The 21,604-nt window shown below is 70.2% G+C and carries 19 protein-coding genes; 8 read left to right on the top strand and 11 right to left on the bottom strand.

Annotation, left to right across the window (positions count from 1 at the left end):
• Positions 1-311 precede the first annotated feature (311 nt).
• The 3 genes from OG452_RS01490 to OG452_RS01480 all read left to right on the top strand — a co-directional run bounded on the left by OG452_RS01490 (position 312) and on the right by OG452_RS01480 (position 2,015).
• The gene (locus tag OG452_RS01490) at positions 312-1,103 is read left to right on the top strand and encodes a HEAT repeat domain-containing protein (RefSeq protein WP_327293753.1); all 792 of its coding nucleotides are present in this window, start codon (positions 312-314) and stop codon (positions 1,101-1,103) included.
• Between the two features lie 108 nt (positions 1,104-1,211).
• Positions 1,212-1,673: a hypothetical protein gene (locus OG452_RS01485; RefSeq protein WP_327293752.1), complete on the top strand. Its 462-nt coding sequence runs from the start codon at positions 1,212-1,214 to the stop codon at positions 1,671-1,673.
• A 57-nt stretch (positions 1,674-1,730) separates the two neighbouring features.
• Positions 1,731-2,015 (top strand): cytochrome P450, encoded by a 285-nt coding sequence (locus OG452_RS01480; protein WP_327299477.1) that lies wholly within the window; start codon positions 1,731-1,733, stop codon positions 2,013-2,015.
• A gap of 704 nt (positions 2,016-2,719) precedes the next feature.
• Here OG452_RS01480 and OG452_RS01475 read toward each other — a convergent pair.
• Positions 2,720-2,905, bottom strand: coding sequence for a hypothetical protein (locus OG452_RS01475; RefSeq protein WP_327293751.1), 186 nt, complete (start codon positions 2,903-2,905; stop codon positions 2,720-2,722).
• Here OG452_RS01475 and OG452_RS01470 point away from each other — a divergent pair.
• Both OG452_RS01470 and asnB read left to right on the top strand, forming a co-directional pair.
• Entirely contained in the window at positions 2,904-3,332 is a 429-nt protein-coding gene (locus OG452_RS01470; protein WP_327293750.1) for a hypothetical protein, read from the top strand. The two genes, OG452_RS01475 and OG452_RS01470, sit on opposite strands and share 2 nt — an antisense overlap.
• A 115-nt stretch (positions 3,333-3,447) precedes the next feature.
• A complete protein-coding gene (asnB, locus tag OG452_RS01465; protein ID WP_327293749.1) occupies positions 3,448-5,277 on the top strand; it encodes an asparagine synthase (glutamine-hydrolyzing) in 1,830 nt (609 codons plus the stop codon).
• Between the two features lie 20 nt (positions 5,278-5,297).
• Here the strand turns inward: asnB and OG452_RS01460 are convergent, their stop codons facing one another.
• Positions 5,298-6,737, bottom strand: a complete 1,440-nt coding sequence (locus tag OG452_RS01460) for a purine-cytosine permease family protein (protein ID WP_327293748.1) — start codon at positions 6,735-6,737, stop codon at positions 5,298-5,300.
• A 73-nt stretch (positions 6,738-6,810) separates the two neighbouring features.
• Here OG452_RS01460 and OG452_RS01455 point away from each other — a divergent pair, with 73 nt between their 5' ends.
• Together OG452_RS01455 and OG452_RS01450 are read left to right on the top strand one after the other, a co-directional pair.
• Positions 6,811-7,494: a TetR/AcrR family transcriptional regulator gene (locus OG452_RS01455; RefSeq protein WP_327293747.1), complete on the top strand. Its 684-nt coding sequence runs from the start codon at positions 6,811-6,813 to the stop codon at positions 7,492-7,494.
• A gap of 115 nt (positions 7,495-7,609) precedes the next feature.
• A complete protein-coding gene (locus OG452_RS01450) occupies positions 7,610-9,232 on the top strand; it encodes an amidohydrolase (RefSeq protein WP_327293746.1) in 1,623 nt (540 codons plus the stop codon).
• A gap of 105 nt (positions 9,233-9,337) precedes the next feature.
• On the opposite strand, the gene OG452_RS01445 is transcribed toward OG452_RS01450, so the two are convergent.
• The 6 genes from OG452_RS01445 to OG452_RS01420 all read right to left on the bottom strand — a co-directional run bounded on the left by OG452_RS01445 (position 9,338) and on the right by OG452_RS01420 (position 18,381).
• Positions 9,338-10,807, bottom strand: coding sequence for a sensor histidine kinase (locus OG452_RS01445; protein ID WP_405565728.1), 1,470 nt, complete (start codon positions 10,805-10,807; stop codon positions 9,338-9,340).
• Between the two features lie 80 nt (positions 10,808-10,887).
• Positions 10,888-11,628, bottom strand: a complete 741-nt coding sequence (locus tag OG452_RS01440; RefSeq protein WP_327299476.1) for a response regulator transcription factor — start codon at positions 11,626-11,628, stop codon at positions 10,888-10,890.
• A gap of 99 nt (positions 11,629-11,727) precedes the next feature.
• A complete protein-coding gene (locus OG452_RS01435) occupies positions 11,728-13,248 on the bottom strand; it encodes a streptophobe family protein (protein ID WP_327293744.1) in 1,521 nt (506 codons plus the stop codon).
• Positions 13,249-13,328: 80 nt separating this feature from the next.
• The gene (locus OG452_RS01430; RefSeq protein ID WP_327293743.1) at positions 13,329-15,563 is read right to left on the bottom strand and encodes an MMPL family transporter; all 2,235 of its coding nucleotides are present in this window, start codon (positions 15,561-15,563) and stop codon (positions 13,329-13,331) included.
• Positions 15,564-16,144: 581 nt separating this feature from the next.
• Complete coding sequence (locus tag OG452_RS01425) at positions 16,145-17,179, bottom strand: phosphotransferase family protein (RefSeq protein WP_327293742.1); 1,035 nt, start codon at positions 17,177-17,179, stop codon at positions 16,145-16,147.
• Positions 17,176-18,381, bottom strand: a complete 1,206-nt coding sequence (locus OG452_RS01420; RefSeq protein ID WP_327293741.1) for an acyl-CoA dehydrogenase family protein — start codon at positions 18,379-18,381, stop codon at positions 17,176-17,178. The genes OG452_RS01425 and OG452_RS01420 overlap by 4 nt, the downstream gene beginning before the upstream one ends.
• A 146-nt stretch (positions 18,382-18,527) precedes the next feature.
• Here OG452_RS01420 and OG452_RS01415 point away from each other — a divergent pair, with 146 nt between their 5' ends.
• A complete protein-coding gene (locus tag OG452_RS01415) occupies positions 18,528-19,199 on the top strand; it encodes a TetR/AcrR family transcriptional regulator (RefSeq protein ID WP_327293740.1) in 672 nt (223 codons plus the stop codon).
• Here the strand turns inward: OG452_RS01415 and OG452_RS01410 are convergent.
• From OG452_RS01410 to OG452_RS01400, 3 genes are read right to left on the bottom strand one after another with little or no spacing between them, the layout of a single operon-like run.
• Complete coding sequence (locus OG452_RS01410; RefSeq protein ID WP_327293739.1) at positions 19,192-19,431, bottom strand: non-oxidative hydroxyarylic acid decarboxylases subunit D; 240 nt, start codon at positions 19,429-19,431, stop codon at positions 19,192-19,194. The two genes, OG452_RS01415 and OG452_RS01410, sit on opposite strands and share 8 nt — an antisense overlap.
• Positions 19,432-19,461: 30 nt before the next feature.
• On the bottom strand, positions 19,462-20,889 hold the full coding sequence (locus OG452_RS01405) for a non-oxidative hydroxyarylic acid decarboxylases subunit C (protein WP_327293738.1): 1,428 nt from the start codon (positions 20,887-20,889) through the stop codon (positions 19,462-19,464).
• 30 nt (positions 20,890-20,919) lie between these two features.
• On the bottom strand, positions 20,920-21,522 hold the full coding sequence (locus OG452_RS01400; protein WP_327293737.1) for a non-oxidative hydroxyarylic acid decarboxylases subunit B: 603 nt from the start codon (positions 21,520-21,522) through the stop codon (positions 20,920-20,922).
• Positions 21,523-21,604 lie beyond the last annotated feature (82 nt).

Here is a 21,604-nt window from a genome sequence, read left to right as displayed (position 1 = left end):
TGACCAGTTGCCTTCGACGGGGCAGAGGCCGGGGTGCGTAGGGCGGCAGGACTCAGCGGCGGGAGCGGCCACGGACGCGGGCCTTGTGCGTACCGCAGGTCTGCGTGATATCGCACAGGAGACGAACCGTCCGCCTCCTACCGCCCCCACGAGTTCAAAATCGATAATTGACCTCCCGTCATTGGGCAGTGGCATCAAATTCGGGAAGGCAAACGCTTGCAACTTGCGCGGATCCGCAGCATGTCGACTTCGCAGCCTCACAACAGCGTAATGACCGGGACGAGTTGATCGAGAAACTTTCGGATCAGGATGTGCGCAATGCAGCGGCGCTGGAGATCGGGAAACAGCGCGAGATCGAGTGTGGGAATTCGCTGGTCGACGCGTTGTGGCGGGAGCCGGACTTCTTCGTGCGGGAGACCATGACCTGGGCGGTGACCCGGCTGAAGGAGGCCACCCGTCCGGCCGTGCTCGCCGCCATCACGGTGGACCAGTCGCCGGAAGTACGGGTCCAGGCCTGCACGTCGTCAGCAAGTTCGCCAACCCCGAGACGGCAGACGCCGTTCTGCCCCATATCTCGGACCCGGACGAGCTGGTCGCACGCAAGGCCCGCTGGGCGCTCGGCCGCATCCGGGAGCCCCGGGCGGTCCCCGCACCTGATCGCGCTGCTCGGCGACCAGGTGCGCGAGGAAGAACGCAACGCCCTGACCGACGACGTGGCGGCGTTCGGCTCCGCTGCCGTTCCGGCGCTGGTCTGCGCACTCGGGTCGGACGACCGGGTCGTGCGGCGGCACGCGGCGGACATCCTGTGTTACATCGGGCACCCGGATGCGGAGGACGCCGCGGAGGCACTGGGCGCCGCGGTGGAGGACCCGGAGTCGCTGGTGGCCGTGGCAGCGCTGATGGCTCTTGGTGAGCTGCACGGCGATGTGGCCCGGCAGATGGTGGAAACCGCGCGGGAGGCGGAGGACGGCAAGATCAAGGGGATCGCCGAGCGGCTGGCCGTCAAGCAGCGCCGGGCCGCCCTGCGGAGCCGTCGGACGGGCTCCGTGATGGAAGGGCGCGTGACCGGCCGTGAATTCCGGTCACCGGTTTCCGTCGCGTGACCCGGGACGGTGATTCCGTACAGGATAAGAATGACTCTTCGAATCCGGAGTATGCAGTCGGATTCACCGGGGGGCCGGCCTTTCTCATCGAGAACGGAAGGAAGTCACATGAACAGCAACGAGGGGTACTTCGTCGACGTCAGCGACCTCTCCTTCGACGTGTTCGATGTCCTGGAACAGGACGGTGCCGTCACCGCGCTGACCGCTGATCACGGGCGCCGCCGGGGCGACCGGCCTGGCCGCGCTGCGCGCCGCGACGGACCGCATCGCCGCGGACCCCGGGATCTGGTCCGGGCCGCCGCGGCGAAACGGGCACAGCCTGCGGAGGACCTGATCTCGCGTCTGGCGACGGCCGAGGTGGACGGCGGCCTGGCGACAGTCGACGAGATCGCCTCACTCAGCGGCCTGATCCTGCTCACCGGGCACGTCACCACCCACATCGCTGATCGCCGCGCGGCAGTCCACGAGCTGTGCGTCCGGCCGGAGTTGGACAGCGTGGTACGCGCCCACGACCGTGTCGACGACCTGGTCCTGGAGGCGCTGCGCACCGCGCCGCCTTCGCTCAGGTGACCCGGATCGCGGCCCTGGGCAGCACCTTGTCCGGTATCGGCGTCCCCGGTCGGGGCGCTGGTCTCGGCGTGGGTCCTGTCCGCCAACCACGACCCGGCGCTGAACCCGGACGAGCCGGAACGGTTCCTGCTGGACCGGCCGGCCCGCCGTCACCTCTCCTTCGGACACGGCGTGCACTACTGCCTCGGCGCCCCGCTGGCCCGGATCGAGGCGGCCGCCGCGGTGCGCGCGGTCGTCCGGCGGTTCGCCCGGCTGACGGTGCTCGCCCCGGTGGAGTTCCACCCGCTGCCCACGCTCTCCATCCGGCGGCTCGTGCTCGCGGGGCGGGCCCATGGAGCCTGACCGGTTCCCACGGCTGCTCAGCGCGGTGCACGCCGTCGCCGCCCGGGAGAGCACGCTGCTGACCACGCGTACCGGCCACCACCGGGGCCCCGCCGCACTGCATCCGCTGCTGCACCGGCTGTGCCCAATGCTGGACGGCCGGACGGCCGGGTCCGAAGTCCTGGCCCTGGTCCCGGAACCGCAGCGGCCGGTGGTCCGCCGTGCCCTGGACCTCCTGGAGCGCTGCGGCGCTGCGGCGAGAGGCGACGGCGCGTCCCGAGGAACTCCCCGACGAGCTGCTTGCCGTCGCCGACCAGCGGCGACGCGCCGTACGCGCGGTGCGCGGCGCTGCTCGCCGCCGAGGCCGTGGTGCGCGCGCCGGCCGAACCGTGGCTGCCGCTGCTGGAGGCGAGCCTGCGCCAGCTGTCGGTACGGGCCGTACGAGCCGGGCCGCCCACCGCGTCCGATATCCTGATACGGATCGGCGACACCGAGACGAGGCTGGTACTCGACGCCGGGTGGGCCGGTGAACGGGCCGACGGTGCCGGGTGGTTCGGGGACGTCGAACGGGCCGTGGCCTCGGCGGGCGTAGCGGCGGAGGCCGTGGCGGGCACACCGGCTCTCCGGATTCCGGCGCGGACCCGGTGCTGTTCGCGGCGGGGCTCACGCAGCGCCTGCACACCGTGGTGGGCCGTGATGTGGCGCCGTTCGAGCAGGCAGTGGTGTCAGTGCCCGGGATCGTGGCACCTTCCACGGCGGGCCTGCGCGCGCCGCGAGCCGTCGTCACCGTCAACATCCGCACCTTCGAGGAGCATGTGCGGGAGGCGGTCCTCAGCCGCGTCGGCGCCCTGGTTCGGGCTGAGACCGCCGCAGCCGGACTCTCCTTCGGCGGCGACGTCCGGCTGACCCATGACACGCACGTCCCCCGGGTGGAGAACGCCCCTGCGGCCCCGCGACCGCCGCGCCGCCCTGCACGAGCGCCGGCTGTCGGTGCGTCACCTCACCGTCCCGCCCGCGCTGGCCTCTGACGACTTCAGTGTTCTGGCCCGGGCCTCCGGCTGCCCGTCGGTGTACTGGTTCGTCGGCTCCGGCGAACCGGGCGGCGGCCTGGGCGCGGTGCGGCCCGCGTGCCACACCGATACGTACCTGCCCCACCCGGCGACTCTCTCCGTCGCCACCGCCGCGATGCGGGAGGCAATGGCGGCTGCCCTGGCCGGTGCCCTGGCCGGTGCCCTGACCGGTCCACCGGACGAAAGGTCCCGACCCGAGCCATGGGACGGAACGACCGGCCCAAAGTGCCCGGTGGGCAAGAACACCACTCCCGAAACGCGAACTTAACAAGAGTTTACTGGTGAGAAACCACACTCCGCCGGGCGTTGCTGTGGATGGTCGGACCAGCACTACAAGAGAGATGGTGGATACACCTAATCCCCCCACGGAGAGGTTTTCCACTGTGTGCGGCATAACTGGATGGGTTTCCTACCGACGCGACCTGACGGCCCATCGCGAGACCGTCGACGCCATGACCGAGACGATGTCCTGCCGTGGCCCTGACGCTCAGGGCGCCTGGCTGACACCGCGGGCCGCTCTCGGGCATCGCCGACTCGCCGTCATCGACCTCCCCGGCGGCGCCCAGCCGATGGAGGCGCGGACTGAGGACGGCACGGTCGCGATGGTGTACTCCGGCGAGGCGTACAACTACGTCGAGCTGCGCGAGGAACTGCGCCGCCACGGACACCGCTTCGAGACCGATTCCGACACCGAAGTCGTGCTGCGGGGCTACCTCCAGTGGGGCGAGGAGCTGGCCGCCAAACTAAACGGTATGTACGCGTTCGCGATCTGGGACCCGCGGACGGAGAAGCTGGTCATGATCCGTGACCGGATGGGCATCAAGCCCTTCTACTTCTACGAGACCGACGACGGCGTGCTGTTCGGCTCGGAGCCCAAGGCCATCCTGGCCAACCCACTGGCTCCGGCTGTCGTGGGGCGGGACGGGCTGCGGGAGATCTTCTCGTTCGCCAAGACCCCAGGGTTCGCGATATGGGAGGGCATGCGGGAGCTGAAGCCCGGTCATGTGGCGGTTCTGGACCGCAACGGCCTGCGCGAGCACGCCTACTGGCAGCTGGAAGCCACCGAGCACACCGACAGCCGGCAGGCCACCGTCGCGCATGTGCGGGAACTGCTGGAGGACATCATCGCCCGGCAGCTCGTGGCGGACGTGCCCCGCTGCTCCCTGCTCTCCGGAGGGCTCGACTCCTCCGCGATGACCGCTCTGGCGGCCGAGCAGCTCGGCGAACACGGCGAGACCGTACGCAGTTTCGCCGTCGACTTCCCGGACCAGGCGAAGAACTTCCGGGCCATGGACATCAGTCCGACCCAGGACACCCCCTTCGTGCACGCGGTCAGGGAACACATCAACTGCGACCACAGCGACATCATGCTGGACGGTGCCGCTCTGTCCGACCCGGCGGTACGGCGGGCGGCCGTCGGCGCACGCGACCTGCCGGTCGGGCTCGGCGACCGCGACAACTCCCTCTACCTGCTGTTCGCGGCGGTCCGCCAACACTCCACGGTCGCCCTGTCGGGGGAGTCCGCCGACGAGGTCTTCGGCGGCTATCCGTGGTTCCATGACGAGCGACGTGAGGCGCAGACCTTCCCCTGGCTGGCCGGAGAATCTCCGATCGACCTGACGGGCGCTCTGTCCGACGACCTCGCGAACACTCTGGATCTCGACTCCTACCTGCACGACAGCTACTCGTCCGCCCTCGCGGAGGCCCCCCTCAAAGAGGGAGAAAGCGGCCTGGAGAAGCGGATGCGGCAGGTCTGTTACTTGCACTTGAGCCGTATGGTGCAGTCCCTCCTGGACCGGAAGGACAGGATGAGCATGGCTGTGGGGCTCGAGGTCCGGGTGCCGTTCTGCGACCACAGGCTGGTGCAGTACGTGTTCAACACCTCGTGGTCGATGAAGACGTTCGACGGGCGGGAGAAGAGCATCCTGCGCGAGGCCACGCGCGACCTGCTGCCGGACTCGGTGGTGCAGCGCAAGAAGAGCGGCTACCCCGGCAGCTTCGACCCGAACTACGTGGCGGCCATCCAGGCGCAGACCTCCGACCTGCTTGCCTCCCGCCACTCCGCCCTGGACCTGTGCCACCGTACGCGGCTCCAGGAGGCCGCCGAGGCCGACGGTGCGACCATTACCACTCGCCAGCGTTCCCACCTGGAGAGGGCGCTCGACCTGGCCACCTGGTTCGACCTGCACAAGCCGGTCATCAACCTGAGCTGACCGGCCCGGGGTACGGCGGCTCATGCGCGTACCGCCGTACCGAGGCCGCCGAGGGGACGCATGAGGACCACATAGGCGGCCGACGCGACCACCATGCCGACGGGCAGCGCCAGGTCAACTCCGCCCAGGGCGGCGGCTATCGGGCCGGTGTACAGCGTGTTCACGCAGAGGGCGGACGCGACGACGCCCGCCACGAGCGCGCCGGCGCCCGCCCAGTTGACGCCCCCGGTGTACCAGAAGGTGCTGCCGGGGGCCTCGTCCGTGAGCGCGCGTCCGTCGTAGCGGTTGTGGCGCAGCAGGATGTCGGTGGCGTAGATGGCCATGCTGGGGCCGAGCAGGACGACGGTCAGCTGGAGGACGTTGCTGACGGTGTCGAGGAAGTTGGATACGAGCAGCGCGTACAGGGTCAGAGCGACGGCGACGGTTCCGTCGAAGAGCACGCTGACGGAGCGGCGGATACGGATGCCGACGGCCTGGAGGGCCAGCCCGGCGCTGTAGGCGGTCAGCGCGTTGATGGAGATCGTGCCGAGGACCAGGGCGAGCAGGAAGACGGGGGTGAACCAGCCGGGCAGGATCTTCTCCAGCGCGGCCTGCGGGTCGGTCATGTCGACCGTCGTCGCGGCGAACGCGCCCAGGGAACAGACGACCACGCTGGGCAGGAAGCTGCCGAGTGCGGTCCAGCCCACGATCGCCTTCCGGGGCGTCGTGCTGGGCAGGTAGCGGGAGAAATCGGCGCTGGTGGTGTAGGACAGCGGGCCCGAGGCGATGAGAGTGACCCCGGCGATGAGGGTCGCCCACAGGTCCACGCCGGTCAGCGGCTTCGCGGGTACGTAATCGAAGTCGGTGTGCCCGGCCACGCTGACGGCGACGACGGCGAAGGCGGCGGTGAGGGCCACTGTGATCGGAAGGTAGAGCCTCACGATCGTGGCGTGCCCGTAGACGCTGATGGTCAGGGTGAGGGCGGCGATGGCCACCACGACAACGACCTTGACGCCCGTGGTCGTCGGGATGCCGCACTTCCCGACCAGGGAGAAGGCGGCGACCGCGGCGGCGGACAGGTTGAGGGCGAAGTAGCAGACGGAGATCATCCAGCCGACGATGGCGTTGTTGACCCGGTTGCCGAGGACGCCGTACATCGCCCGCGTGATCACCTCGCTCGGTGCGCCGGCGGCCGGGCCCGATACCGCGAGGAATCCGGTCAGCACCCAGAAGAGGTTGCCCATTACGAGCACGGCCAGGGCCTGCCGCAGGCTCAGCCCCATGAGGATCAACGCGCCGCCGACCACCAGGCTGAGGTAGTTGACGTTGGCCGCCGCCCAGACGAAGAACAGCTCCCGCGCCTTGCCATGGCGGTCCGCGTCGGGGATGTGGTCGATGCCGTGGGCCTCAATACGGACCGGCCGATCCGACGGGGGCGCGTCGGCCGTGCCGGGGTGCGGGTCGGGAATCGTGGACGCCATGAGGCCCTCCGGGGGTTCGGGTGGTCGTCGTCACTGTTTGCTTATTGGTCGCACACTCAATAGCATTCGGGGTATGTCGTCAAGCGTTCAGCGCAAGCGAATTCGGAAGCCACCAGCCGTCCGACGTGCGGAAATCGTTGCCGCGGCTGCCGCCGTCGCTCTGACCGAGGGCCTGGAGTGCGTCACGCTCCGGCGTATCGGCGAAGAGCTCGGCGTCCGGCCGGGGCTGATCAGCCACTACTTCCCCTCGGTGGAGGACCTCGTGGCTGAGGCGTTCGGCAGCGCCGCGAGCGGCGAGCTCGACACCCTCCTGCCGGCCGGGCGGCCCGACGGGACGCCCACTCAGCACCTGGCGGAGTTCTTCGCGCAGACGACAGGCGAGACGTACGACGACCTCAGCCGGCTCTGGATCAACGCACGGCACCTCAGCCGCTACCGGCCCGTGCTCCGCGACCGGGTCGCGGAGCAGGAGGCCTTGTGGCGCGGACGGCTGGCGGATCTCGTACGGCGGGGTGTCGAGCGGGCGGAATTCCGCACGGACGACCCGTATGTGAGTGCCATTCAGGTCCTGGTGGTACTTGACGGCCTCGGAGCCCACGCCAACACGGAAACCAGCGACCGCTACGAGGCCGTGACGTACATGGCCGTCATCACGGCGGAGCGTGAACTCGGGCTGGCGAGAGGCGCGCTCGGCCGGCCGGCCGGGGCGTCCCCCGCCTCGTTTGCCGATCCCGGCACGGAGCCCGCTGCCGACTAGGGCCGGACAGGCCACAGTGCCACGGCACCAGCCCCTGCCCGGTGGCGGGACCGTCACAGGCATCGTCCGCCACCCCAACTGACCGACCCTTTCCCATCACCTCCGAGGAGCCGCTGTGCGCACCCCTCTCGTCCTGCTCTCCGCCCGTCTGCTCGACCCGGTCACCGGCGAGTTCCTGCCGGAAACCGCTCTGGCCGTGTCCGCAGGACGGATCTGCGCCCTGGGCGGCGACCGCGAGATACGCGCGCTCGCTGACTCCGCCACGACGGTGATCGATCTCAAGGGGGCCGTGGTGACCCCCGGCCTGGTCGACGGCCACCTCCACCCCGTCTCGGGCGCCGAGCTGACCCACGGCCTTGACCTGTCGCACTGCGCCGACCTGGACGCGTTGCGCGAAGCGCTGGCCCGTGAGGTCAGGACCCTTCCGCCCGGCGCGTACCTGCAGGGCTGGGGCCTGGACCCGAACGTCTTCGGGGACCGGCCCATCGAGACCGCCGCCCTCGCTCCCGTCCTCGACGGCGTACCGGCCCTCCTCCAGCTCTTCGACGCGCACTCCATGCTGGCCAGCCCGCGCGCGCTCGAACTCGCCGGCGTCGACGGGCCGCGCCCCTTCGCCCAGGCCGCCGAGGTCGTCTGCGACGACGCGGGCCGTCCCACCGGGCTGCTCCTGGAGGACGCCGCCTGCGAACTCGTCGAGCGCGCCGCACCGCAGCCCACCCACGCCGCGCGCCGCGACCGTCTCGCCGCCGCCCTGCACGGCATGGCCGCCGCAGGCCTCACCGGCGGCCACGCCATGGACGCCAACGGCGACAGTCTGGCGCTGTACGCCGAGCTCGACGCGGCCGGCGAGCTGCCGTTGCGGCTGCGGGTCGCCCCCTGGTGCCAGCCCGGCACCGACGCGGACGCGCTGCGCGAACTCATCGAGCAGCAGGGCGCCGGCGGCCGGCTCTGGCAGACCGCGGGCGTCAAGCTCTTCATGGACGGCACCATCGACAACGGCACCGCCTGGCTGGAGCGCCCCGACTGTCACGGCGAGTCCACGCACTCCTTCTGGCCCGACCCGGAGGCGTACACCCACATCGTCGGTGAACTCCACCGGGCCGGCGTGCCCACCGCGACCCACGCCATCGGTGACGCAGCGGTGCGGCATGCCCTCGACGCCGTCGAGAAGGCCCAGGCCGGTGTGGACCGCGGGCTGCGGCACCGGGTCGAGCACATTGAGACGGTGCCCGACGACACCCTGCGCCGCTTCGCGGAGCTCGACGTGATCGCGTCCATGCAGCCCACCCACTGCTGCGACTTCACCCGGGCCGACCACACCGACAACTGGTCGCGTCGTCTCGGAGAGGAGCGCGCCTCCCTCGCCTGGCGCTGCCGCGACCTGTGGGACTCTCGTGCCACTGTCGTCCTCGGCTCCGACTGGCCCATCGCTCCCTACCCGCCGCTGGGCACCATGGCGGGCGCCCGGCACCGTCGCCCCAACCGTGATCTCACCCAGCCCCCGCACGGCCCCGACCAGGCGCTCACGGCGCTGGAGTGCCTCCAGGCCATGACCGTCAATGCCGCCCACGCGGCGGGCGAGGAGCACGAGGCCGGCCGCCTCGCCGTCGGCTACCGCGCCGACCTCACGGTCTTCGCCGGCAATCCGCTCACCACCTCCGCCACCGAACTGCCGGACATGCCCGTCCTGTTGATGGTGCTGGACGGCCGGACCATCCACCGCGACACGACCCTGTGACCCATCGCCTGACACGTCCCGTCGCGCGACCGGAAGGCACTTCTACTACCGCGTCAACGGCCAGGGCCGGTCACCGCCATGCAGGAGATCCGCCATCCCCAGGGATCACCGCGAGGCGCGCTGATCGGGCAGCGGCAGCAGAAGGCGAAAGGTGCAACCGCTGCCCGGCTCGGTGATGAGGTCCACCTGACCGTCGTGCGCGGTGACCAGTGAGTGCACGATGGCCAGTCCGAGGCCGGATCCGCCTCCCGAGGTGCGGCTTCGGGAACCGTCGGCCCGGTAGAAGCGCTCGAAGACCCGCTGCCGGTCCTGAGGCGACAGGCCCTGGCCCTGATCGGCCACTTCCAGTACGGCGTGGTCGTCGACCGTACCCACCCCGATGCGGATGGGGGCGCCCGCCGGGGAATGGGTCACCGCGTTGCCGACCAGATTGGTGACGACCTGCCGCAGACGGGCCTCGTCCGCCAGAGCGGGTGCTGTCGCCGGTCTGCCGCCGCCCGGGCCGGTGAGGGTGACCGGGCGGGTGGCGTCCAGGGCGCGTACATCGTGAAGGGCGTCGGCCGCCAGGGTCCGCAGGTCCATCGGCGCCAGGTCGAGCGGGAAGGCCAGGTCTTCGCCGGTTCGCGCGGCCGGAAGATGCGTACGCTCGTCGAGCCGTGCCAGGAGCAACATGTCCTCCACGAGCCGGGTCAGACGATCGGACTCCTGGGCGATGCGCTTCATGGTGTGGTCGATGTCCTGGCGCGTCGGCAGGGCTCCCATGCGGTAGAGGTCCGTGTAGCCCTTGATGCCCGCCAGCGGTGTGCGCAGTTCGTGACTGGCGTCGGCGAAGAAGCGCCGCATCCGGGACTCGGCCTCCGCCCGCGCGTGGAAGGCGGTGTCGATCTGGGCGAGCATCCCGTTCAGGCACTCGGTGAGACGGCCCACCTCGGTCTGCGGACCCGCGAGTTCGGGGACCCGGCGGGAGAAGTCTCCGGCGGCTATCGCCGTGGCGGTCTCCTCGATGGAGGTCAGCGGGCGCAGTCCGGACCGTACGGCGAACCACCCGGCAACCGTGAGCGCGGCGAGCAGAGCCGTGCCGGCAGTGAGCGAGATGGTCCGCGTCTTGCCGACGGTGCTGTCGACCTCACCCATGGACTTCGCCACGACGACACTGCCGGAAGCTCCGGTGTCCTCCGCCGCCGGTCCGATCCGCCGGCCGGACCGGGGCAGGGCGACAACCCTCCAGCGCTGGTCACCTGTGTGGGCCGGGACCGTGAAGGGACGGCCTTCTCTGGCGAGTACGGCCTTCCGGTCCAGGGCGGGAAGCTGAGGGCCGCCGCCGAGCGGGGCGGCGCTCGCGTCGTACTCCGTGAGGGTGGCTCCGTTCTCGTCCACGGAGACCACGGTGGTGTCGCCGAAGAAGTTGAGGTTCTTCGCGGTCTGCGCGGATCCGGCGCGCAGGGTGTCGAACGGCGCCAGGCGGGCGATGACCGGTGCCGCCGTGGTGAGCGTGTCGTCGATCCTCTCCTGGAGGTAGTGGCTGAGAACGGTGCTGACGACCACGCTCGCGGAGAGGAGTCCCACCGCCACCATGGCGATGGAGAGAAACAGCAGACGTGTACGCAGCGACAGCCGTGACAGCGCGCCCTTCAGCTGTGGCAGGGGCCGCCGCCTCACTTTCGTGGCCCGCGTATGACATACCCGATGCCGTGCACGGTGTGGATGAGTTTCGGCTCCCTCGTGTCGACCTTGCGCCGCAGGTAGCTGATGTAGGTGTCGACGATGCTCGGGTCGCCGCCGAAGTCGTAGTGCCAGACGTGTTCCAGGATCTGGGCCTTGGACATGGTCCGTCCGGCGTTGACCATCAAGAAGTGCAGCAGCCGGAACTCCGTCGGTGAGAGCCGGACCCCCTCGCCGGCCCGGGTGACGAGATGTCCTTCCGGGTCGAGTTCCAGATGGCCGATGGCCAGGGTGGCCGGCGGTTCTCCCTTCGTCCGGCGCAGGATCGCGTGGATGCGGGCGATCAGTTCCTCGAGGTCGAAGGGTTTGGTGACGTAGTCGTCGCCGCCCAGCTGCAACCCGTTGATCTTGTCCTGCATGGCTTCGCGCGCGGTGAGGAACAGGACAGGCACGTCACCCAGGTGTCCGGTCCCGGACGACCTGGGCTCCGCGCGCAGCCGGCGGATCACCTCGAAGCCGTCCATGTCGGGCAGCATGATGTCGAGCACGACCAGGTCGGGCCGTCGGCGAGAGGCCATGTCGAGGGCCTCCTGTCCGTCCGCCGCCGCCTCGACGGCGAAGCCCGCGTAGCGAAGTGCCGCCGGCAGCAGCTCCCTTACGGTCGGTTCGTCGTCGACGACGAGAAGGTGGGCGTGTGGCGCCGTGGCGCGCTCGGATCGGGTCGGGTTCTGCATGATCTGCTTCGTCGCCTCGGGGGGCTCGGGGCCGGGGGGCATCCTGGTGTCCGTTTCCGGCGCCGGCCGGGACCGGAAACGGACATCCAGGAGAGCACATTACGGTCGGGACGCCGAGCCGGCCGTGGCACGGCGGCCCTGCACAGGACCACTGCCGGGGTGGCGAGAGGCGGCGGTGTCGTCCCTGCCGGCGTGAGAACCGCCGCCGGGCTTCGCAGGGTTCGGGCGTGCGGTGCGCAGGCCGTGCAGACGGCTTCCGCAGTATCCGGTGATGCCCCCGAGAACCATCCCGGTGAGCCCGGCCAGTCGTACGCTGCCGTGGAGGCCGGCTTCCAGCCCGCCCATGTCCATGCCCATGGCGCTGATGCCGAGCCGGGCGGACGCATGGGCAAGGAAGGGCAGGACCAGTCCCGCGAACGCGGTCGCAACCGCCAGTCGCAGAGCGAGTTCCAGATGACGGCCCAGGAGCGCGTCCGCCTCCTCGCGCCGCGTGCGCACCGGTGTACGGGACGCGGCCAGATACCCGGTGAGTACCAGGGCGCCGACGAGCAGGCACAGCCCCGCCAGCCACACGGGAATGCCCGCCACGCTCCGGTCGGCGATGTCGACGGCCCGGTCCGCGGCGCCGCCCGGCCGGCCGCCGCCTTGCCCGAGCGCCCCCATCAGTCCACCGCCCTGGGGCTGCTGCCGGTGCACCGCCGCCTGCCACGACGATCCCAGCCCGGAAGTGAGCAGTACGCCCAGCAGGTTGGGCCCCGCCAGCAGCAGCACCCCTGCGGCCTTCGCCGCATCGCTCCTGCCGGTCAGAGCGGCGGCTCCGGCCAGGGCTGCCAGCGCCGGGGTGAGGCAGCACAGGCCGGCGAAGACCCCGGTCAGGGCGGAGGAAACAGGGTTCCACTTCAGCCGCAGCCGGCTCAGCGCAATCGGCCGCGGCAGCGTCGTACGCCGTGCGGCTACACAGCCGAGGCCCAGGACGAGCGCCACTGACAGAAATCCGAAGAACCCTGCTGCGGCGGGGTCGGCGTCGAAGTGTACGGAGGACAGCCCGTCCTTGAGCCGGCCGCCGATGCCGCCTCCACCCCCGCCGAAGCCGTCACCCGGGCCCCCGCCGGAGCCCCCGCCGAACTTGCCGGTCACGGACTTGGGCAGATGCAGCGTGCCGTGGGCCAGGAGGGCCAGGGCCGGGAAGAGGAGGAGGGTGCTGAACAGCGCCCCGCCGGCACGGGCGGACAGCAGCGCGGGTGTGAGGCGGCTGCGGCGCCGAAGCGGTCTGAAGAAGCCCCAGGCCAGAACAGCGGTGCCCAGGACGGTCAGTGCGAGCGGTATCGCGGCCATCCGGCCGGAAACACCGAGACTCATGCCGCCGGAGGAGCCGCCCAGCCCGCCGAGGAGACCGCCTCCTGAATTTCCGGTGTTCCTGGAGGTGCCTGAGGTCAGGGTGAGGGTGCTGCCCAGCGCCATGCTGGTCACTGCCGCGGTGAGCCTGCCGAGCGGGGCTGTCGCACCGGCACTCAGGGCACTGAGCGCCGCGTACCCGGTGGCTGCCATCGCCGCGACTGCGGCCAGCAGCGAGAGAGCGCCTTCCAGAGCGTTCCGCGCGGCTCCTCCGGGCCCTGCCACCGTGACTTCACTGGGGCTTTCAGTTCTACGCCGAGACAGCAGGGGCATCCGTCGCATCTTCCGTTCGTCTGTCTGCCGTGTCACGAAGTCTGGCCGGCCTTGTCCGTGACGCGGTGCATGGTCCCCTGCGGCGTCGCGGGCTCACTCCCGTCCGTCTCCGTACGCAGCTTCTCGCCCTCCACATCGATGTCGGGTACGAAGCGGTCCAGCCACCCGGGAAGCCACCACGCCCTGTTCCCCAGCAGGACCAGGGCGGCGGGAACGAGAGTCATCCTGACGACGAAGGCGTCGAGGAAGACGGCGAAGGCCAGACCGAACCCGATGGTCTTGACCATCTGCTCGTTCGATCCCATGAATCCGGAGAAGACCGCGATCATGATGATCGCCGCCGCCGTGACAACCCGGGCCCCGTGCTCGAATCCGCTGGTGACCGCGTGCAGCGGCGACCGCCCGTGCACGTACTCCTCGCGCATACGGGTCACCAGGAAGACCTCGTAGTCCATGGCGAGCCCGAAGACCACGCCGACCATGAAGATCGGCATCATCGACATCACCGGGCCCGGCTGGGACACCCCGAGGAGTGAGCCGAGCCATCCCCACTGGAATACCGCGACGACCGCGCCCAGCGCGCCGGCGATGGAGAGCAGGAAACCCAGTGCCGCCTTGAGCGGGACGAGGAGGGACCTGAAGACGGCGATCAGGAGCAGGAACGCCAGCCCCACCACGAGCGCGAGATAGGGGAGGAGCGCATCGTCGAGCTTCTGCGATACATCGATGTTCATCGCCGTGGTGCCCGACACCAGGACGCGGGCTCCGCTGCCGGCTTCAAGACCCGGATCACGCAGGGCGTGTACGAGCGCCGTTGTCTCCTGGCTGCTGGGAGCGGTGGCGGGAACCACGGTGAGGACGGCCGTGTCGCCGGAGCCGTTGACACGGGGCGGAGTGACAGTCGTGACGTTGTCCAGTTTCCGGATACGCGTGGCGGTACTCCTGGCTGCCGACTGGGCACTTCCGCCCTTGCCGGCTTCGACGACCACCAGCAGGGGGCCGTTGAAGCCGGGGCCGAATCCTTCGGAGAGCAGGTCGTACGCCCTGCGCTGAGTGGTGGAGGCCGGCTGGCTGCCGTCGTCGGGCAGGCCCAGCTGGAGGGAAGCCGCGGGGATGGCGACTACGGAGAGCGCGGCGACGCCGGTCAGCAGGACCGCAAGGGGGCGGCGGGTCACGAAGCGCGCCCACCTGGCGGCCAGTTTGGACTTGAGGGGCGCCCCGTCGGCCGGAGTCCCGTCCGCCGGGATTCCGCGCCGCGCGCGGGCGGGCCGGACGCGCCGGCCGGCGATGCCGAGCAGCGCGGGGATCAGGGTGAGAGCGATCAGCACGGCGAGGACGACGGTGCCCGCGGCGGCGAGTCCCATCTGCGTCAGCAGCGGGATGTTCACCACGGCCAGGCCGGCCAGGGCGATCACCACGGTCAGACCCGCGAACACCACCGCCGATCCCGCCGTGCCGAGCGCCCGCCCGGCTGCCTCCGCGCCGCTCCTGCCCTTCGCGAGCTCGCCGCGGTAGCGGGAGACGACGAACAGCGCGTAGTCGATGCCTACGGCCAGGCCCAGCATTGTGGCGAGTACCGACGTCGTGGAGCCGAGGCCGAGCGGGTCGGCCAGCGCCCTGATCACGCAGGTGCCGATGCCGACTCCCAGCAAGGCGGTGAGCAGCGGCATACCTGCGGCGAGGAGCGAGCCGAAGGTGAGGACGAGGACCACTGCGGCGACGGCGATACCGACGGCCTCGGACGAATGGCTCTGCTTGGACGCCTTGAGCGCGTTGCCGCCCACCTCGACGGTGAGCTTCGAGGAACGCGACTGCTCCACGGTGTCCTGCAGCGCCGTGCGTGAAGCATCCGCCATGCGCGAGCTGGAGACCTGGTAGCTGACCTGTGCGTAGGCGGTGGAACCGTCCGCACTCACCGATCGGGTACGGAAGGGGTCGGTCACCTGCCCGACCTGAGGTGCGTTGCCGAGCTCGCGGACCGCTTCCTCGACAGCGCGCTTGACGTCCGGGGCCGTCACCTTTCCGCCGGTGGCCTTGAAGACCACGCGGGCTGTGGCGCCTTCGGCGTTCTGCCCGGGGAAGTGCTCGTCGAGCCGGTCGTAGGCGCGCTGCGCCTCCGTGCCGGGAATGGAGAAGTCAGTGGGCGGGGCCGCCGGGGCCCGGGCGGCCAGCATGCCGGCCAGGACCAGCAAGCCGGTCCATGCCAACGCGACGTACCACCGCCTCCGGAAGGAGAAGCGGCCTAGTTTGAAGAGGAAAGCGGCCACAGAAGGCTCCTGGTCAGTTCGTGGCTCAACAGGTCTGGACGGCCCGTCTTCGGCGGCCCGACGACCGCAGCGGCCCCGTCGGGCGAGGCCGGCTGATGCCGTCGGACGGCCCGGGAACGCGGTGCGGCACCGGGTGTGCGAGCCGGGCCGCCGTGCAGGTCGGCGAGTTGCCGACCCGGTCCACAACCGGCCCGCCCCGCGAGTTGTCCCAACGGAGGGTCACATCCGGCACTGGCTGCTTCCGGTGAGTTCCTGGGAACCCTCTGAGAAAAACGGCTGCACGGCGGCGGCGGCACCGGAACAGACCTGCGCCCAGGCCATCGCAGCGACGGCGCACACAGAGAACTCTCGTATCCCGGCCGGCAGGGCCGGCTGGGAGACCGATACTCCGGCCGGCCCCCCCCCGAATGGGCACAGCGAAAGGCGCCTGACGGGAAAAACCCAGTTCAGGCGCCTTTTTGCGGGCCTCTGGAAGAAGCCGGGATTCTTCTGTTCGCACAGCACGTCACACGAGACGGTGACGAACTCGCGTCGTCCGAGGCGAGGAACGTCACCGCCCCACAGACCTGGTCCCAGCGTTCTCAGCGGTCAGACAGCAGCTCCCGTCCAGAGCGCAGCAGCGCGGGCACCGCCGAGCCGACGTGCTCGAATCCGGTGCCGACGGTCCGGCCCGCGAGATAGCGGGCGTGGATGCCCTCGGCGATCACGGCGAGCTTGAAGCACCCGAGCGCCTGGTACCAGGCAATGGAGGCGATGTCCCGGCCGGACCTCGCGGCGTACCGCTCTGTCAGCTCGCGGCCGGTGGGGAAGCCGGAGTTGGCGGTCGGCGCGTGGCGCGTGCCGAGGACCGGTTCGCAGACCGGATCCCAGTACATGAGGAGCATCCCGAGGTCGGCGAGCGGGTCGCCGAGCGTGGCCATCTCCCAGTCGACGATCGCCGCGATCCGCCCGAGGTCGCCGGGTGCCAGGATGGTGTTGTCCAGGCGGTAGTCGCCGTGAACGACGGCCGGGGCGCCGCTCGCCGGGAGGGTGGCGGCGAGCCGGCCGTGCAGCGCGCCGAGATCGGGCAGTTCACGCGTGGCGACCTCGGCCCACTGGCCGCGCCACCGGCGTACCTGGCGCCCCAGATAGCCATCGGGGCGGCCGAAGTCGCCGAGTCCGGCGTCGATGGCGTCCACCGAGTGCAGCTCCACCAGGGTGTCGACGAGCGCGTCCCCCGCGCGGCGGGCCTCGGTGGCCGGCAGCGTGGCCGCCTCGTCGCCGTGGCGCAGCACCGTGCCCTCGACGAAGTCGACGACGCAGAACGGCGCGCCGATCACCTCCGCGTCCGTGCACGACAGCACCGCTCGCGCGACCGGCACCCCGGTCCCGCCGAGCGCCGCGACGACCCGGTACTCGCGGTCCATGTCGTGCGCCGTCGGCGTCAGCACCCCCAACGGCGGCCGGCGCAGCACCCAGCGGTGCGCGCCGTCCGTCACCTCGTACGTGAGGTTCGAGCGCCCGCCGTGCAGCAGGGCGAGGCTCAACTCACCTGCACATTCGGGGACATGACGATCGAAGTAGCGCTGCAGGGCGGCCACGTCCACACCGGCCACCGCGGCGTGTGCCGGGCTCATCGCGCGTCACGCTGCCCGGCCGCCGCCCGTACCGCTCGCTTCGCGATCGCCCAGCGGTGGGTCTCGGACGGGCCGTCGTAGATACGGAAGGGACGCACCTCCCGGTACAGCCGGGAGAGCGGGGTGTCCCCGGAGATGCCGAGCGCGCCGCACACCTGGACGGCGCGGTCGACGACGCGGTTGACCGCCTCGGACACATACGTCTTGGCGATCGAGGTCTGCTGTGCCGCCGAGCGGCCCTGGTCCAGCTCCCAGCAGGCCCGCCACAGCACCGCGCGGCTGGTCTCGATGTCGATCTCGGAATCGGCCAGCATCTGCTGCACCATGCCCAGTTCGGCCAGTTGCCCGCCGAAGGCCGAGCGCTCCGCCGCCCGTTCGAGGGCGATGTCCTGCGCCCGGCGCGCCACCCCGAGCCAGCGCATGCAGTGCGTCATGCGCGCGGGACCGAGCCGCACCTGCGCGTACCGGAAGCCCTCGTCCACCGCGCCGAGCACGGCACTGCCAGGCACTTCGCAGCCCTCGAAGACGACCTCGCTGTGCCCACCGAACAAGCCATGGTCCAGCGTGTCGATGTTCCGGAGGATCTTCAGACCCGGGGTGCCGGCGTCGACGAGGAACATCGTCGCGCCGCCCGCGTCGCCCGGAGCGCCGCTGGTGCGGGCCATGCAGATGGCGAAGGCCGCCCCGTCGGCGCCGCTGATGAACCACTTGCGGCCGTCGATCCGCCAGCCGCCGTCCGTCCGGGTCGCCGTGGTGGCCAGCGCGCGCGGATCGGATCCGGCCCCGGGTGCCGGCTCGGTCATGGCGAAGCAGGAACGTACCTCGCCCGCGGCGAGCGGACGCAGATACCGCTCCTTCTGCTCCTGGGTGGCGACCACCTCAAGGAGATGCATATTGCCCTCGTCGGGCGCGGCGCAGTTCAACGCGAGCGGCCCCAGCAGTGACCGGCCGGCCGCCTCGAACACAACGGCCTGATCGCGCAGATCGAGCCCGAGCCCGCCGAACTCCTCGCCGACGTGCGGGGCGAACACACCCGCGGCCCGTGCCGCCTCCTGCAGTCGCCGCCGCAGCGGTTCGGGCCCGGCGTGCACGTCACCGCCGCCGTATGCCTGTTCCTCGGGTATCACCACGTCGCGGACGAACTCCGTGGTGCGCTGTGCGACAGCGGCGACCCGCTCGTCGATCTCGAAGCTGATGGACACATCTCACCCCTGAACTAGGCTACTGACCATTAGCCATCAGATGGCCAGTCCGGGTGGCATGTCAAGGGAGCGAGCTATAGTGACTACTCACTCAAGAAAGTCAGGCGCCCTATTCGGCTAACCTGCAGTAGTTTCATGGGGGTCATGTGAGCGCGTCGCCACACGAGGCCTACGAGCGTCCGCACCGGCCGCCGCGCCCGGAGAGTGCCCCGGCGTCCGATCGCCGCTCGGGGATCCGCGAGGCGGCGCTGAGACTCTTCGCCACGCAGGGCTACCGGTCCACGACCATGACCGACATCGGCGCAGCCGTCGGCATCCGCGGGCCGAGCCTCTACAAGCACGTGGCGTCCAAGCATGAACTGCTGGCCGAAATCATGATCGGCACGATCGAGCAGCTCATCGCCGACAACGAGGCGGCCGTCGCGGGCACCGGCGACGTACGGAAGCGACTGCGTCGTTCCGTGGAGGCGCACATCCGCTACCACGCCCGCAACCGCCTGGAGGCCTTCGTCGGCAACCGCGAGATCGGCAGCCTCGAACAGCCCGACCAGGACCGGGTGCTCACCGGCCGCAGTGACTACGAGCGCCGCTTCCGCGAGCTGATCGAGCGAGGCATGGCCGAGGGCGCCTTCGAGGTGCAGTCGGCCAGGATCGCCTCGTACTCGATCCTCGACATGGGTATCGGGGTGGCCAGTTGGTTTCGCGAGGGAGGGGAGTTTACCGTCGACCAACTCGCTTACCAGTACGGTGACATCGCGCTGCGCATCGTGGGCGTGCGGGAGCCGGATGCGCCGGGTGACGACCGGTTCGTCACTTGAGGAGCGGCGGCACCGGGGGCACCTCGATCGCGTTCTCGATGTCCGCCTCGGTCAGCTTGAAGTTGTCGGGATAGGCCGCACGCTCGGTACGGCGGGCAGGTTCGATGGTGCGCCAGGTGTAGAGGCACCGGCCGCACTGGAGCACGTCCCACACTCCGGGGGCGGGGGAAGTGGCGAGGTGGCTGACCGTCGCGAAGGCGCAGCGTGGGCACTCAGCGGGCTCTACGTTCACGGGAGTTGTCCTTTCGAAGTGTGCGAGGGGTCAGTGGCGGGCCGCGATGAGGCCCTGCAGCCGGGCCGCCCACTCGGCGGTCTCGGGCAGGTCCTTGGCCGGCGTGGAGAAGTTGCCGCGGACCTCGGGGGCGACTGGCGTCGTCGCGTCGATGATCATCTTGCTGGTGATGCCGGCAGGTTCGGCGGCGGGCGCGAGTTCGAGGACCGACAGGTTCGGGATGATGACGACGTCGTCCTTCGGGTTGGTCTTCGCCGACATGGCCCACATGACCTGCGGCAGGTTGAAGGGGTCGACGTCCTCGTCGACGAGGATCACCTGGGACACGTAGCCGAGACCGTGCGGCGTCGTCATGGCGCGCATACCGACGGCCTTGGCGAAACCGCCGTACCGTTTGGCCGTGGAGATGATCACCATCAGGCCGTGGGTGTACATGGCATTGACGGCCTTCACCTCGGGGAACTCGGCACGCAGTTGCTTGAGCAGCGGGACGCAGGTGTTGGGGCCGACGAGGTAGTCGCACTCGGTCCACGGCATCCCGAGGTAGAGAGACTCGAAGACCGGGTCGGTGCGGTACGAAACGCGTTCCACGCGGATGACGGGCATACGGCGGCCGCCCGAGTAGTGGCCGGTGAACTCCCCAAACGGGCCCTCTATCTGACGCTTGCGGGACTCGATGACCCCCTCGATGACGACCTCACTGCCCCACGGTACGTCGAAGCCGGTGAGCGGCGCGGAGGCGATCGGCGCCGGCGCCCCGCGCAGCGCTCCGGCCATCTCGTACTCGCTCTGGTCGTACGCCATCGGCATCGCGGCCACGATCGCCATCACCGGGTCGTTGCCGAGGGTGATGGCGATGGGCAGGTCCTCACCCTGCTCTTCCGCCTTCCGCAGGTGCTGGGCGACGTCATGCATCGGCACGGGCTGGAAAGCCAGCCGGTCGCGGCCTATGACCTGGATGCGGTACGTGCCGACGTTCTGCTTGCCGAAGTTCTCCGGGTCCCCGGGATCGCGGGAGACGACGGCGGCCTTGTCGAGGTAGAAGCCGCCGTCGCCGTCATTGAGGCGGAACAGGGGCAGGACTGAGAACAGATCGACGTCGGCTCCCTGCTGGACGTTCTCGCGCCAGGGCGCGTCCTCGCGGCGCTCAGGGGTGACGGGGAAGGCGTCCCAGCGGCGGGCGAACTCCTCGACCTGATCCTTGACCGGGGTGTTCCTGGGCAGGCCGAGTGCGAGCGCGTGATTGGCCCAGGAGCCGTGAACGTTCAGGGCGATCTGGGCGTTCGTAAAGCCCTTCACGTTGTCGAAGAAGAGCGCTGGGGCGTTCTCACCGATGCGTCCGGTGGCGTTCGCGGCGGCTGCGAGGTCTGGCTCCGGCAGCACCTCGTCGGTGATACGGAGCAGCTGCCCCTCCTTCTCCAAAGCGCCGAGAAAGCTGCGCAGATCGTCATAGGCCATGATGAACTCTTCCTTGCTGGGTACGGGACTTCAGGCGGCGTCGACGGGCAGACGGGACGCGGCGCGGGCCGCCCGCATACCGGCCCAGCGCTTGGCGGCAGGCGCGGGCAGGTCGAACTGGTCGAGGACGCGGGCGGTGACGTGGTCGACGATGTCGTCGACGGTCCGCGGGTTGTTGTAGAAGGCAGGCATGGGCGGCACCAACTGCACGCCCATCCGCGAGAGCGCGAGCATGTTCTCCAGATGGATCTCACTCAGCGGCGTCTCGCGGGGGACGAGGACCAGCTTGCGGCGCTCCTTGATGACGACGTCGGCGGCCCGGGCCACGAGCCCCTCGGCGTATCCGGCCCTGATACCCGCGAGGGTCTTCATGGAGCACGGCACGATCACCATGCCGTCGGTGCGAAAGGAGCCGGAGGAAATGGTGGCGCCCTGGTCGTCGGGGTTGTGGGTGACGTCGGCGAGGGCCGACACCTCGGCCACGGACAGACCGGTCTCCAGCTCGATCGTGGTGCGCGCCCAGCGGGAGAGGACGAGATGGGTCTCCACGTCCGGCAGCTCGCGCAGATTCTGCAGCAGACGGACACCGAACGGAGCGCCCGTCGCCCCGGTCATTCCTACGATCAACCGCACAGGACCACCTCTGATATGTCTGTGAACTGCGGTTTCACCGTAGAAGGCGATTTGATCGGCGCGCCGGTATCCTCGTGACTCA

The sequence above is a fragment of the Streptomyces sp. NBC_01197 genome (assembly GCF_036010505.1).
Lineage (GTDB): Bacteria > Actinomycetota > Actinomycetes > Streptomycetales > Streptomycetaceae > Streptomyces.
Note: the sequence above shows the minus strand (reverse complement) of the source record. Positions and strands in the feature narration are given on the sequence as shown.

What these genes read in the sequence shown, in the direction of transcription:
- OG452_RS01485 (WP_327293752.1), top strand. Translation starts at nt 1,212, where the DNA reads ATGAACAGCAACGAGGGGTACTTCGTCGACGTCAGCGACCTCTCCTTC.
- OG452_RS01470 (WP_327293750.1), top strand. Translation starts at nt 2,904, where the DNA reads ATGACACGCACGTCCCCCGGGTGGAGAACGCCCCTGCGGCCCCGCGAC.
- OG452_RS01475 (WP_327293751.1), bottom strand. Translation starts at nt 2,905, where the DNA reads ATGGGTCAGCCGGACGTCGCCGCCGAAGGAGAGTCCGGCTGCGGCGGT.
- OG452_RS01460 (WP_327293748.1), bottom strand. Translation starts at nt 6,737, where the DNA reads ATGGCGTCCACGATTCCCGACCCGCACCCCGGCACGGCCGACGCGCCC.
- OG452_RS01455 (WP_327293747.1), top strand. Translation starts at nt 6,811, where the DNA reads ATGTCGTCAAGCGTTCAGCGCAAGCGAATTCGGAAGCCACCAGCCGTC.
- OG452_RS01445 (WP_405565728.1), bottom strand. Translation starts at nt 10,807, where the DNA reads ATGGTGGCGGTGGGACTCCTCTCCGCGAGCGTGGTCGTCAGCACCGTT.
- OG452_RS01440 (WP_327299476.1), bottom strand. Translation starts at nt 11,628, where the DNA reads ATGCAGAACCCGACCCGATCCGAGCGCGCCACGGCGCCACACGCCCAC.
- OG452_RS01425 (WP_327293742.1), bottom strand. Translation starts at nt 17,179, where the DNA reads ATGAGCCCGGCACACGCCGCGGTGGCCGGTGTGGACGTGGCCGCCCTG.
- OG452_RS01405 (WP_327293738.1), bottom strand. Translation starts at nt 20,889, where the DNA reads ATGGCCTATGACGATCTGCGCAGCTTTCTCGGCGCTTTGGAGAAGGAG.